Below are 12,606 nucleotides of genomic sequence, written 5' to 3'. Positions count from 1 at the left end.
TGACGAGTATTATCCTGCCAGCTTTTTTAGAGTATATTTTATGTCCACACTTCGTGCCACAACAGACGCATTCACTCATCAAACCTCTAATGAGGACAACACTCAGCAACCACAGTGGCTAAATACGCTTACTTTTAATGCAGATGGACTCATACCAGCCATTGTTCAAGATCATCAGTCAGGGCAGATACTGATGATGGCATGGATGAATGCGGATGCACTCAAGCTCACCGTAGAAACAAAAACTGCTGTCTATTTTTCACGCTCTCGAAATAAGCTGTGGCATAAAGGGGAAACTTCAGGGCACACTCAGCAGGTCCATGACATCTACCTAGATTGTGATGCTGATGTGTTGGTTTTATCCGTTACCCAAGTAGGCGGTATTGCCTGTCATACTGGGCGTCAGTCTTGCTTTTATCGTCGTTTAGACTTAGAAAATGCTGAACCAAATTGGCAAAACATTGCACCTGTACTCAAAGATCCTAATGATATTTATGGATCTTCTGAGTCAGTTACAAATACAGTAAAAAATAGTGAGGCCACAACGGTACTAAGCGCATCTGCACCAACGACACAAAACTCAAATGCCAATACCATCTTGCAGCAGTTAGATAGGGTATTAGTTGAACGTAAGCAAGCCGATGCCGATACGTCTTATGTTGCCAGCCTGTATCATAAAGGGCTCAATAAAATCCTAGAAAAAGTGGGCGAAGAAGCCACTGAGAGTATCATTGCAGCCAAGGATTTGCAGCAAATACAAAATGCTAATCTAAACAATGCATTAGCAGATGCACAATATGAACTGATTTATGAAGTTGCCGATGTCTGGTTTCACACTTTGGTCACATTAGCATGGTTTAATATCGATTCTGCTAAAGTCTTAGCTGAATTAGCAAGACGCTTTGGTTTATCAGGTATAGATGAAAAGGCGGCTCGTCATAAATAGCCATAGGAAAAGAGTCAATCTAATTCTAAGAACCTGTATTCATAATCCAAAATCAGGGGAATTTTAAACTAAAACTGCGTAATACAAGGCAAATTTGGGGGCGAATAGTCACTCTATTTAACCCAAAATTTAACGCCATAGTACGTCTATTTTAGGCAAAAAGCTACCATTATGGGTTGTGAATACAGGTTCTAAGATTGTAGTGGATATATTGTATGCAGGCTATCGCCTCTTGTGACTTGGTTTTTATCTACTATTCCATTTTTATATAATGGTATAATACCATTATCATTATACCAACTGGTCAAACCGATTGCCGCATAAGCGATGTGCCAATACAGTGATGAACCCAAAAGGAAATTACCATGAGCTTATCTCCTTTACAATTACTCATTATCTTAGGTATTGCAGTTTTAATTTTTGGTACTTCTAAATTAAAAAATGCTGGAAAAGATTTAGGTGGCGCGGTCAAAGGCTTTAAAGATGCCGTGAAAGATGAAGAGACTGCTCATGCTAATAAACACCGAGTATTAGACCATAATCAAGATGATGTTAAAGTTGAAGATACCAAAGTAAAAGACCATCAACAACTATAGTTATAATCTTATAATAATAGCTAAGTAATAATAGGCAAGTGGTGGTTGATCAGCTATGTTTGATATTGGATTTACTGAATTACTGCTATTTGCAGTGATTGCCTTAATTGTATTAGGCCCTGAAAAGCTACCACAAGCGGTACGCACAGCAGGCAGATATTATGCCAAATTTCGTCGTACCATAACAACGCTACAAGCGGAAATGGAAGCAGAGCTTGATTTAGTAGAAACTCGGCAAAAAATGCAAGAAGAGTTGGCAAAGATCAAACAAGCTGAAGCGCAAATGAAACAGGAGATGGCGCAGCTACGTGGCAGTATCAAACAATTTGAACAATCACAACAAGCTGATTTAACTTCTCACACAGCCTCTCACGCAAACAACACAACAGCAGCAACAGTAACCAATCCAGATATTACAGTAGAACAAACCGACAAACCTACCTCTAGTGCAGATGCCTTAACCCCAACGACCGATATTAACCCCGCGACCATCATCATCACCCGTCCGTGGGAGAATATGTGGTTTCGTCTTGGAGATTATGACAAAGCGCGACGTTTGCCACCTGCACCTTACTTACCTAACTATCAGCCAGACCCTCTGCTCAATGCGCCCATAATTAATGCTACCTCAGATATCACCATAAAAGGAGCACAATAATATGGGACTCATAAAAAGAAAAAAACCACAAAAAGAGACTGCTAAAGAAGAGGATCAACTACTGGACGATATGCCTCTGACTGAGCACCTTATTGAGCTTAGATCACATTTAATTAAAATTTTAATCTGTGTTGGTATTATTTTTTTGGTATTGGCAGGATTTTCGCGTGAGCTATATGACTTTGTTGCGCACCCGCTGGTAGAACTATTACCCGCCAACTCTACCATGATTGCCACCGACATTACCTCAAACTTTATGGCACCCCTACGCTTATCTTTATTTGCTGCCGCTTTTATATCCATGCCGTATATTTTGTACCAAGTTTGGTCCTTTGTTGCGCCTGGGCTATACAAACACGAAAAACGCATTGCCATTCCGATTTTATTATCTTCTATCATTTTATTTTATGTGGGTGTGGCATTTTCGTATTTTGTGGTACTCAAAGGCGCATTAAAGTTTTTTATTGCATTTTCTCCTGATAATGTCCTACCCATGACTGATATTGAAAGCTATCTCAGTTTTGTGACTAAGCTGTGTATGATATTTGGTATCACCTTTGAGATACCAGTTTTGGTACTTATTTTGGTATTAACGGGTATTATCTCTATCGCTTCACTGCAAGATAAGCGTCGTTATGTGATTGTTGCCTGTTTTGCTGCTGCTGGGGTAATGTCACCTCCTGATGTTCCCACCATGTTTATGCTTGCCATTCCCATGATATTGCTATTTGAGTTAGGTCTGCTAATGGCTCGTCTGTTAGTAAAACAAAAGCAAGTTAGCGATACTCCTTCTGCCTAACAACTGCATAAATCTCCATAGATTGTCCTAATGATTCGTCATGCTATCATCACAATCTGGCGATGGCAGCAACCATATTCTGTTATACTGAGTCACCTCTATTTTTCACCTTATACTGCTTTGATTACCCTAATATGCCTACCTCATCTGACCTACCCAACTACATGCAAACCCCCACTGAAGAGCAACTAGCTGCGCTTAATATGGCAATGGATGGCAAATCTTTTAAGGTGGTGGCTTATGCAGGTGCGGGTAAGACTACCACCCTCAAGCTTATTGGTGAGCGTCTGCGAGGACGTGGGCTGTATTTGGCATTTAACAAAGCCATTGCCAATGAGGCACGGCAGAAATTCCCTGCGCATGTCGATTGTCGCACCTTCCACTCACTGGCTTATCGTCATGTTTCCCGAGATATCACCGCCAAATTATCCCTACCTCGGTTTGCACCCAAACGTCTTGGTGATGACTTGGGCTTACAAACCATACAAGTACGGCGGCAGATAGAAGGCAGCAGTAAATATGTCAATTTTACCCCTGCCCGCCAAGCCCGATTTGTCAGTGATGCGGTCAGCCATTTTTGTAGTACCCACGCCAGCTATCCTGCCCCACGTCATTTATCATTCCCAAGCTGGGTCAGTGAAGCTGATGCCGAGCAGCTACGGGAAGCACTCTATCCTGCGGTTGAGCAGCGCTGGCTACAATCCATTGATCCTCGTCATCCTGCCGGTATCGGGCATGATATTTATCTTAAGCTATGGGCATTGGCAAAGCCTGCCATTCCTGCTGATTTTATCTTATTTGATGAAGCCCAAGATGCCGACCCACTGATGATGGGGATACTTACCCAACAGCCAAGACAAGTTATTTATGTGGGTGATGCACACCAACAAATATATGAGTGGCGTGGTGCGGTGAATGCGATGAAAAAACTACCACTTCCACAAACATTACTAACGCAGTCGTTTCGTTTTGGTGAGCCCATTGCTGAAGTGGCAAATTTATTACTTAAAGCCTTGCAAGAAGATATCCCCCTCAAAGGCAATCCTGATAAAAAATCAGGGCTAGCCAAGTCGCTAGTACATGGCAAAAAAGATGCCATATTGTGCCGTACCAATGCTGCTGCCATGACGCAATTACTGATGGGGCTAAAACTCGGACACAAAGTTGCCTTGCAAGCCGATACTGATCGTATGCTCAAATTTTGTGAAGCTGCTGAGAACCTAAAACAAGGTAAATCTGCCTATGGTGTACCTGAGTTAGCATATTTTTATAATTGGAGTGATGTGCAAGATTATGCAGAAACTAGTGAGGGCAGTGACCTCAAAACACTGGTAAAACTGGTAGATGACCATGGTACAAACATTATCACTCAAGCAGTCAATAGCCTAACTGATATTAACGATGCCGATTATGTCATCTCGACAGCGCATAAGGCAAAAGGTCTGGAGTGGTCTCGGGTGCAGTTAGACGATGATTTTTATTATGATGTCACCACACATGGAGTAAAAATTAGCCCAGAAGAATTACGCCTTTTGTATGTGGCATGTACTCGCGCGCAAAGCAACTTAGACATTCATCATATCAGTGATTTAATTTCGGGACTAAAGTCGGGCAAAAAAGTGATTTATGGGAGTTAAGTTTATCCCTCTTTGGTATCCTCACCTCTCCTATTAGTTCGTAGGGTGCATTCCATGCACCTTTATCTAACTGTGCGTAAAACGCACCCTACAAATCTAAAACAACCTACCTTTATCAAACTTGTTTGGTTTGTAGTACTTGCACGCATTTTCCTTGATAAGTTAATTAATAGAAATGACATCAGTATCAATATTAAAAATGTCTGGTAAATTTACAGATGCAGTACGCATGGTTAGCAATAAAAATTGGATCTATATTTTTAAATCATTTTTGCATCTTTATATACTTGGTAAGCAACTTTTAGGTAATCTACTAGATTTCCATATATGGGTAGTTGAACAGTATTAGCGTTATTTATCTTATATAATACCTGCGATAATACCTGCCAACTTTCTTTATAATTACCCCCGTAAATTTCAGTCAAAATCTTCTCTTTTCCAGCTAATAATATAAACTCACCTGCGACTTGATAAAACACGACATCCTTATCTTGACTAAACGCTATCATGGATTCATTAATGATTGGCACAATCGAACTTCTAAATTTTATATAGTTGGCTAAAGTCATCTTAGACTTAGCAACACCAAAAGGGCTAAAACGCTCATAAGTTTGTCGCCCGATCGCTAAGTCTTCAATTAAGCTTGGACAAGTCCAATAAAAGTCTTGTTTACTAAATTTTTCTAAACCCGCAATTATGGTTTCATCCCAAGCAATAGATTCACCATGACTCTCTATAGAAATATTATTCCCCATACTTTCTCTTAATCCATCATAAATTAGGGCAACACTTAACTTTTGTTGCAGAATAAAGACTGGGTTAATTATTGGTAAAAATGTTTGCACACAATTTAGAATGTTTTTTACGATCACAATATCTTGAGGAGTAACGCTCAAAAACATCTCTTTTACTAAATAATCATTAGGAAACCAAGGCTTATTGTTACTCATTCATTTCATACTCTAATGATAGTGATTTACGAATCTATTCATCATCACTGATTGCTTTATTTTTCTGTTCCGCCAGACGTTTACTCTCTTTTTTCAGCGGACTGCCTACTGGACAAAAATTAGCGGTAAAATTGGTCAACGTGGCGATTAAATTATCTTCAACAATAGAATAATGCACATACTGTCCCTTTCTCTCACTTTGCACCAACCCTGCATTTTCTAGTATTTTCAAATGTTTAGAAAGCGCAGGCTTACTCATTTCAAAGCGTGCCGCAATTTCACCTGCGGTCAATGCGGTACTTGATAAATAATTTAAGATTTTTCGACGTGGTGTCGAAGACAATGCTTCAAAGACCTTTGCCGTTTCTTCCTGCTCAGCCATATTTATTCCATCATTTTGGTTAAATCAATAAGTGGTTACTAATCACATCACTAAGAATATGACCACTATAGCAAATTAACCATTGCTATTTTATAAAATAGTATTTAATCTATTAACTAATTAGTTAAATATATAATTAACTATTAAAATGATGAGCTTAAAAAATTCATATAGTCAATCTAATATAATTTCACCACAAGGTAACCGAGTGCAGATAGTACCTATAGTACATCTAGCGAGGTTAACACTGTGGTGGATTTATAGTAGGCAGACTATATCCACAAGTTGCTAACTATGGAAATAGTGTCATGCCAAATCTGCCAATAACCCCGACAACATCGACCACCTATATCAACTCTGCCAAATCAAATGAAGCAGAAACACCCAGAATGCAAACCACAGCAACAACCGATGCCAATACAGGTCGGGTTGGCTGGTCGCCTAAAAAATCACTTTGGTATTTATGTCATACGTTGATTAGCCTATTTGCCATCATTGCCACCATACGCGGTGATTTAGCCTTTTCTTGGTCGGCACTGGCAGTCTTTATTATTTTTACAGCCACTACGTTGTGCTTGGGGCATTCGTTGGGTATGCATCGACGACTGATTCATAACAGTTATGATTGCCCGTTGTGGCTAGAATATATGTTTGTGCATCTTGGTGTATTGGTAGGAATGGCTGGACCACTGGGTATGATGCAACAGCATGATTTGCGAGATTGGGCGCAACGTCAACCCAATTGCCACCCTTATTTAAGGCATGGCAACAGCTTTCTAAGTGACGGTTGGCAACAATTAAACTATGATTTACTTTTAACCAATCCGCCCATTTTTGCGCCAGAAACTCGTGTACGCAATGACAAAATATATCAGTTTATGCAGCGCACATGGATGTGGCAACAGCTGCCTTGGGCATTATTGCTGTTTTATTTTGGTGGAATATCGTGGGTAATTTGGGGCATATCAGCACGTATATTTGTCTCGGTGACAGGTCATTGGTTGGTCGGCTACTTTGCCCATAACACAGGAGATAGAGATTGGCACATTCATAATGCGGCGACACAAGGCTATAATATTAAATTTGCTGGACTCATCTCAATGGGTGAATCATGGCATAACAACCATCACGCCTATCCTAACTCTGCCCTTTTAGGATTGTACCAAGGTCAAACAGACTTAGGATTTTGGGTACTCAATGCGTTGCATAATCTGGGGTTAGTCTGGAATATTAAATTACCCCAACACCTGCCCCATCGCCCTGAACGACAGTTATTGCATCCGTCCTCTTCTGATAAACGAGTTATGAAGACATTGCGACCTTGCAAGTATATCAATAAACCCAAACCCACTAACTTAAATGCCTAAATATTAGCAATCTGCCAAAACCTTACCACGATAATGGGTGATTAGGCTATTATATGCCTCATATTTTCAATAACCACTTTGCCATGTCATCTGTCACACACTTTTCTCAGCAATTATTTTCCCATCCAGTACGCTTACTTGCTCCGATGGAAGGTTTGACTGACCCATTAATGCGCCAGATTTTAACCCAAATTGCCACAGACTTAGGACAACCTTATGACTGGTGTGTTAGTGAGTTTATCCGTGTCACTCAGCATGTCTTGCCAGCACATGTATTTTATAAATATGTGCCAGAGTTACACACCAATAGCAAAACAGCAGCAGGCACACCCATTCATGTGCAACTTCTTGGTAGCGATCCTGTTTTGATGGCAGAAAATGCCCTGATGGCATGTGAATTAGGCGCGGTAGCGATTGATATTAATTTTGGTTGTCCTGCCAAAACCGTTAATAATCACCGAGGTGGCTCAGTATTATTAGATGAACCTACCCTTATGCGAGACATTATCAGTGCCACTCGCTTGGCGGTACCAACACCTATTCCTGTCTCAGCAAAAATCCGTCTTGGTTATACAGACACTGACAACATGGCTGATATTCGCCAAGCCATTGCTGATAGTGGTGCAGATTGGCTCACCATTCATGCCCGCACCAAAACCCAAGGCTATAAACCCCCAGCCTACTGGGAAAAAATTGTAGGCTTTACGGATTTGCCCATTCCTGTGATTGCCAATGGCGAAATCTGGAATCGAGAACACGCCATACTGTGTATGAATCAAGCAAATACACCACATTTAATGCTCGGACGAGGCGCTGTCACTCGCCCTGACCTCATTGCAAATATTAATCATCCACAAACACAGTTATCGTGGCAACAACTCATTCCACATCAAATAACCTTCCTGCAAGGGGATGCCAAAAACGATAAAGTATTGATAGGACGCTATAAGCAATGGTTGGGTATGCTGAGTAAAGGCTATGTTGAAGCCAATGATTTGTTTCAAGTCATCAAAAAACAGAAAGACAAACAGCAGATAATAAAACAGCTACAACCAGACTGATTGTAGCTGTACGTCAGCTAAAAATATAGGTTAACTTTTCTATAAATTTTCCTATACTATAAATGATAAATAAAGCCGAATAAAATACCTATACTTCTCTCTAACCAACAATACGTATGGCTAAGTAAAATAGCATCACACAGCATGCCATAGATAATACCCAGAGTATCGAGCGTAACGTTGCTAAGTTAAATATATATGCACCTGCATATAACCCTCGTATGACTACATATAACCAAGCCAGTGCATTAACAATTGGCTGTGGTACAAAAAATAACATCGCCACAACTACCGCAGCCAAAAATACCGCTAACGTTTCATAACTATTTTGCTGGGCTGCATTGGCTCTAGCAGCCATACCTGTAGTACGCTGCAAAAAATCACGCGGATGTGCGTTATCTGCCAACTGAAACCCACCCAACACTTTTGTTATCCATGCAAGTAGCAACGGCATCAGGCTAGCAACAATCATTGCCCAAATAGCAGATGCTGCTGTATCAGAAACCAATGCAAAAAGAGCGTTCATTATTTGTCTTCCTTGCTTATATTTTTTGTGAGATTCAAATATATGCCCATACGTTAGTCTAAGCTATATTCAGCTAAGGTTATTCGGCTGCCACCACTGCAAAATCATGAGTAATATTTACCCCTCCTTGCTCGAGCATACGACTGGCAGAACAATATTTTTCTGCTGACAACTCGACTGCCTTAGCCACTTGTTTTTCTTTTACCGCATTACCTGTCACCACAAAATGCAAATGAATATCGGTATATACCGCAGGCACAGTATCTGCTCGTTTTGCACTTAACTCACAGCGCACCCCCTGTACATCTTGACGTGCTTTTTGCAAAATCGTCACCACATCATAACTGGCACAACCGCCCAGTCCTAGTAGCACCAATTCCATAGGACTTGCCCCTTTTTGCTTTTCGGCATCAAGTATGATTTCGTGTCCTGATGGAGAAGTACCAATAAAATTAACATTATCCTGCCATTCGACAGTGGCTTGCATAGAAGAGTTTGCTGACATAATTTATCCTTAACTGTCTTCAAAATAGATTTAATAATATTTTTATAGGCTTAAAAGTTTATTTCGAGCAGACATGAAACTACAAATAGACTGCTAAGTTTACCATACCCTCTATTGGCATGGCGTCTATTTTGTTATGTCTGGTTTATGGCATACAGCCTGACAAAACCAGTATAAAAAACTATTTCACTCCAGTTTTGCTATCTCAACTGACTGCTTTTTTGTTATTTTTTTATGATGCAATACGTTGTGAAACAATTTATATCAAAATAGGATTACACTTTTGTCATATTTATTGGTTTAATAGAGGTAATGAAACTTAGCTTTATTATCAAAAACATAGTTATTAACATAGTTGTGATTAAATCTATATTTATTGTTAAATTTATATTGTTTTTATAATGTTATTGAGCTTATTAAGTCGCTGTAGATAATTAAAAAATAAAATTTGTGTGACCATTAATGCAACCTATGTTTCTTGATTTCATAAGCTAAGCCCTATAAACATTTTAAGGTTATTGTCATGATTGATACAGATGGCTTTCGAGCCAACGTTGGTATCATCTTGGCGAATACAAAAGGACAAGTACTGTGGGCAAAACGTGTTGGACACGATGCGTGGCAATTTCCCCAAGGGGGCATTGATAAAGGCGAGACACCGCTGGACGCCATGTATCGCGAGCTGTGGGAGGAAGTCGGATTATACCCTCACCATGTCCAACTACTGGCTGTCACCCAAGACTGGCTTAGATATCGTCTGCCCAAACGCTATGTGCGCCGTGGACAGTTCCCCTTATGTATTGGGCAAAAACAAAAATGGTTTTTGCTACAGCTAGATGAGCCAAATACCCAGCATATCCGTTTTGATACGGCGAAACCAGAATTTGACCACTGGGAGTGGGTCAGCTACTGGTATCCGCTTGGTCAGGTGGTTTACTTTAAACGTGGCGTATATCGACGTGCACTACAAGAGCTTGCACGTGAAGTACCACTCAGCCAAGAGTTGATATTACCCAAGCAAAATAATCATTTACTTGCGGTGACTTAAAACAAACTATTTAGCTATATTGATGGTTAATGATTAATTGGCTGATATTCACGGCTAGACAAACTTGCCTGATGATTTACTTCATCAGTAGACGGTAAAATATCATTGCTACATTTATTTGCTATGGTCAAAATACTTTGGGTACGTGTACCATAGTTGGGTAATGTGGCGTCATCAATACAAATGGCAGATAAGGCTTGCTCAAGCTGGGTTGGCATATTTGTGGTAGTCGGCAGTTGGTCACTGGGGGCAGCTCTGGTATCTGATAGTATTTCAAAAGCAATCGACTGCCAGTAGTCAATATCTGAGTTTTCTGCAATTAATGGCAATAACTCTTGGCGCACCCGACCACGCAGATGCTCACATTTATACCAGCCACTATCAGGCTGTCCATTAGAGATAATATGTAGCCCTGTATGCAGTGGTGTGGGCGGATAGCCACGATTATTGACCACCACGGCTTGCTGTGTATCACCTATGATAAGGTTAAAACCTGCATATTGCTGTAAGTCAATCTGGCGCGCAAATGCCAGTGGTGAGAGTGTTGAGATTAAAAACTGCTTGACTAACTCACCACGGGATATCTGCTCAGGAGTTGCTTGCACCCCATCACGAAAGTTTAGTACCGCTGCCCAACGTCCGTTTTGCTCACCCTGCTGATTTTGTCCACCAAGGTTGCTCTGTTGATAGCCAAGCCATGTACCGCCACTTTTTTTATCACGCCCAGCAAAGATAGACGCATCTTGCCATTGATGTGCAGGCTGGGTTGGTCGGTCTAAAAATTCATCACGATTGGATAACAACACCACTGGCATGTCTGCAAATAACTGCCAAGCTAGCGCAACAATACACATATAAACTTCCTTATAAAACCGTATGCACCTAACAACAATTCATTTCATTATTATTAAAACTTACGCAAAAACACAATGTTAGTTTATAGGGTGCATTTCATGCACCTTTACCTTTTATTGAACTGTGCATAAAACGCACTCTACAACTTTGAACAACTCTGATGTTTTAATGGCGTATATTATATCAATCGTTTATAAAGACAATTGCCCCAATTTTATAGATAATCACAGACTGGTCATTAGGAAACTGAGCGAAACTAAGCATAGCAATAAAGTGACACTGTGTTATTTTTTTATGGTTTTTGCTATTATGGCGAGCATAGATTCGCACTTATTTCTTACGATTCACCTTTAAATAAATGGTAGTACCTACATGATGATTCATCCACAGTTTGACCCTGTTGCACTCTCTTTAGGTCCTATCCAAGTACATTGGTATGGGGTGATGTACCTGCTTGCTTTTGCCACTGCCTATGGGTTGGCATGGTATCGCAGTAGTCAGCGTGCAGGCTGGAATAGTGAAATGGTATCCGATTTGGTCTTCTTTGGCGCGCTTGGTGTCATTTTAGGGGGACGTATTGGCTATGTACTGTTTTACCAATTTGGCGAATTTTTGCAAAACCCTGCTTACCTTTTTAAGGTATGGGAAGGTGGCATGTCTTTTCATGGTGGCTTTATTGGGGTCGGGCTTGCCATGTGTTATTTTGCCCATAAATACAAAAAACCAATCTTTGCGGTACTCGACTTTATCGTCCCTTGCGTACCAACAGGATTATTATTTGGACGTATTGGTAACTATATTAATGGCGAGCTGTGGGGCAGAGTATCTGATGGCGGCTATAATTGGCTTACCTATTTTCCACAAGCAGCCAATACTGATCTTAGCCTGATTCAAAGTAACCCAGCCTTACAAGCCTTAATGCTTGAGGTAAATGGACACTATTTACTGCCTCGACATCCCTCTCAGCTTTATGAAGCCTTTGCTGAAGGTCTACTGTTATTTATCATTTTATGGTTATACTCAGCAAAACCTCGCCCACGTATGGCAGTGACCGCACTATTTTTATTAGGTTATGGTATCAGCCGCTTTACCATAGAATTTTTCCGCCAGCCAGATGCCGACCAAGGTTTTATTTTATTAGGCTGGATGACCAAAGGACAAATTTTAACCGCACCAATGATACTACTGGGTATATTTATGTTTATTTATGCCTATCGTCGCAATATTTATGACTGGGGCAAATACGCAGGAGGTAACGTATGAGCCAAAGTATCAA

The 12,606-nt window shown here is 40.5% G+C and carries 14 protein-coding genes; 9 read left to right on the top strand and 5 right to left on the bottom strand.

The genetic code is table 11. From position 1 onward, the window contains the following. Window positions 1-40: 40 nt before the first annotated feature. From hisIE to FHK89_RS00660, 5 genes are all read left to right on the top strand, one after another. The gene (gene hisIE / locus FHK89_RS00680; RefSeq protein WP_230655737.1) at window positions 41-946 is read left to right on the top strand and encodes a bifunctional phosphoribosyl-AMP cyclohydrolase/phosphoribosyl-ATP diphosphatase HisIE; all 906 of its coding nucleotides are present in this window, start codon (window positions 41-43) and stop codon (window positions 944-946) included. A 365-nt stretch (window positions 947-1,311) separates the two neighbouring features. Further along, window positions 1,312-1,542, top strand: a complete 231-nt coding sequence (locus FHK89_RS00675) for a Sec-independent protein translocase subunit TatA (RefSeq protein WP_230655736.1) — start codon at window positions 1,312-1,314, stop codon at window positions 1,540-1,542. Between the two features lie 55 nt (window positions 1,543-1,597). After that, window positions 1,598-2,200, top strand: a complete 603-nt coding sequence (gene tatB, locus FHK89_RS00670; RefSeq protein ID WP_230655735.1) for a Sec-independent protein translocase protein TatB — start codon at window positions 1,598-1,600, stop codon at window positions 2,198-2,200. 1 nt (window position 2,201) lies between these two features. Continuing rightward, the gene (tatC, locus tag FHK89_RS00665; RefSeq protein WP_230655734.1) at window positions 2,202-2,999 is read left to right on the top strand and encodes a twin-arginine translocase subunit TatC; all 798 of its coding nucleotides are present in this window, start codon (window positions 2,202-2,204) and stop codon (window positions 2,997-2,999) included. A 134-nt stretch (window positions 3,000-3,133) separates the two neighbouring features. Further along, a complete protein-coding gene (locus FHK89_RS00660) occupies window positions 3,134-4,636 on the top strand; it encodes a UvrD-helicase domain-containing protein (protein ID WP_230655733.1) in 1,503 nt (500 codons plus the stop codon). 260 nt (window positions 4,637-4,896) lie between these two features. Here FHK89_RS00660 and FHK89_RS00655 read toward each other — a convergent pair whose 3' ends face one another. Both FHK89_RS00655 and FHK89_RS00650 read right to left on the bottom strand, forming a co-directional pair. Then, window positions 4,897-5,586 (bottom strand): hypothetical protein, encoded by a 690-nt coding sequence (locus FHK89_RS00655; protein ID WP_230655732.1) that lies wholly within the window; start codon window positions 5,584-5,586, stop codon window positions 4,897-4,899. 34 nt (window positions 5,587-5,620) lie between these two features. Continuing rightward, window positions 5,621-5,968 carry a metalloregulator ArsR/SmtB family transcription factor gene (locus FHK89_RS00650; RefSeq protein ID WP_230655731.1) on the bottom strand — a complete coding sequence of 116 codons (348 nt, stop codon included), beginning with the start codon at window positions 5,966-5,968 and terminating at the stop codon, window positions 5,621-5,623. A gap of 308 nt (window positions 5,969-6,276) precedes the next feature. Here FHK89_RS00650 and FHK89_RS00645 point away from each other — a divergent pair, with 308 nt between their 5' ends. Together FHK89_RS00645 and FHK89_RS00640 are read left to right on the top strand one after the other, a co-directional pair. Then, window positions 6,277-7,335, top strand: a complete 1,059-nt coding sequence (locus tag FHK89_RS00645) for an acyl-CoA desaturase (RefSeq protein ID WP_230655730.1) — start codon at window positions 6,277-6,279, stop codon at window positions 7,333-7,335. A gap of 83 nt (window positions 7,336-7,418) precedes the next feature. Beyond that, a complete protein-coding gene (locus FHK89_RS00640) occupies window positions 7,419-8,396 on the top strand; it encodes a tRNA dihydrouridine synthase (RefSeq protein ID WP_230655837.1) in 978 nt (325 codons plus the stop codon). A gap of 100 nt (window positions 8,397-8,496) precedes the next feature. On the opposite strand, the gene FHK89_RS00635 is transcribed toward FHK89_RS00640, so the two are convergent. Then, window positions 8,497-8,922, bottom strand: a complete 426-nt coding sequence (locus FHK89_RS00635; RefSeq protein ID WP_230655729.1) for an MAPEG family protein — start codon at window positions 8,920-8,922, stop codon at window positions 8,497-8,499. Window positions 8,923-9,001: 79 nt separating this feature from the next. Beyond that, a complete protein-coding gene (locus FHK89_RS00630; protein WP_230655836.1) occupies window positions 9,002-9,409 on the bottom strand; it encodes an OsmC family protein in 408 nt (135 codons plus the stop codon). Between the two features lie 541 nt (window positions 9,410-9,950). Between FHK89_RS00630 and FHK89_RS00625 the strand changes: the two genes are divergently transcribed. Continuing rightward, complete coding sequence (locus FHK89_RS00625; protein WP_230655728.1) at window positions 9,951-10,475, top strand: RNA pyrophosphohydrolase; 525 nt, start codon at window positions 9,951-9,953, stop codon at window positions 10,473-10,475. Between the two features lie 26 nt (window positions 10,476-10,501). Here the strand turns inward: FHK89_RS00625 and FHK89_RS00620 are convergent, their stop codons facing one another. Beyond that, window positions 10,502-11,329, bottom strand: coding sequence for an NRDE family protein (locus FHK89_RS00620; RefSeq protein ID WP_230655727.1), 828 nt, complete (start codon window positions 11,327-11,329; stop codon window positions 10,502-10,504). Window positions 11,330-11,702: 373 nt separating this feature from the next. On the opposite strand from FHK89_RS00620, the gene lgt reads away from it, so the two are divergent. Beyond that, entirely contained in the window at window positions 11,703-12,593 is an 891-nt protein-coding gene (gene lgt / locus FHK89_RS00615) for a prolipoprotein diacylglyceryl transferase (protein WP_230655726.1), read from the top strand. Window positions 12,594-12,606 lie beyond the last annotated feature (13 nt).

Origin of the sequence: Psychrobacter sp. I-STPA10 (assembly GCF_021012795.1) — a bacterium.
GTDB lineage: Bacteria > Pseudomonadota > Gammaproteobacteria > Pseudomonadales > Moraxellaceae > Psychrobacter.
The sequence above is the reverse complement of the archived record's forward strand: the minus strand, read 5'-3'. Positions and strand labels throughout refer to the sequence as shown.

Excerpts from the sequence above, each read along its gene's own strand:
- hisIE (WP_230655737.1), top strand. The coding sequence starts at position 41 with ATGTCCACACTTCGTGCCACAACAGACGCATTCACTCATCAAACCTCT.
- FHK89_RS00675 (WP_230655736.1), top strand. The coding sequence starts at position 1,312 with ATGAGCTTATCTCCTTTACAATTACTCATTATCTTAGGTATTGCAGTT.
- tatB (WP_230655735.1), top strand. The coding sequence starts at position 1,598 with ATGTTTGATATTGGATTTACTGAATTACTGCTATTTGCAGTGATTGCC.
- tatC (WP_230655734.1), top strand. The coding sequence starts at position 2,202 with ATGGGACTCATAAAAAGAAAAAAACCACAAAAAGAGACTGCTAAAGAA.
- FHK89_RS00660 (WP_230655733.1), top strand. The coding sequence starts at position 3,134 with ATGCCTACCTCATCTGACCTACCCAACTACATGCAAACCCCCACTGAA.
- FHK89_RS00655 (WP_230655732.1), bottom strand. The coding sequence starts at position 5,586 with ATGAGTAACAATAAGCCTTGGTTTCCTAATGATTATTTAGTAAAAGAG.
- FHK89_RS00650 (WP_230655731.1), bottom strand. The coding sequence starts at position 5,968 with ATGGCTGAGCAGGAAGAAACGGCAAAGGTCTTTGAAGCATTGTCTTCG.
- FHK89_RS00645 (WP_230655730.1), top strand. The coding sequence starts at position 6,277 with ATGCCAAATCTGCCAATAACCCCGACAACATCGACCACCTATATCAAC.
- FHK89_RS00640 (WP_230655837.1), top strand. The coding sequence starts at position 7,419 with ATGTCATCTGTCACACACTTTTCTCAGCAATTATTTTCCCATCCAGTA.
- FHK89_RS00635 (WP_230655729.1), bottom strand. The coding sequence starts at position 8,922 with ATGAACGCTCTTTTTGCATTGGTTTCTGATACAGCAGCATCTGCTATT.
- FHK89_RS00630 (WP_230655836.1), bottom strand. The coding sequence starts at position 9,409 with ATGCAAGCCACTGTCGAATGGCAGGATAATGTTAATTTTATTGGTACT.
- FHK89_RS00625 (WP_230655728.1), top strand. The coding sequence starts at position 9,951 with ATGATTGATACAGATGGCTTTCGAGCCAACGTTGGTATCATCTTGGCG.
- FHK89_RS00620 (WP_230655727.1), bottom strand. The coding sequence starts at position 11,329 with ATGTGTATTGTTGCGCTAGCTTGGCAGTTATTTGCAGACATGCCAGTG.
- lgt (WP_230655726.1), top strand. The coding sequence starts at position 11,703 with ATGATGATTCATCCACAGTTTGACCCTGTTGCACTCTCTTTAGGTCCT.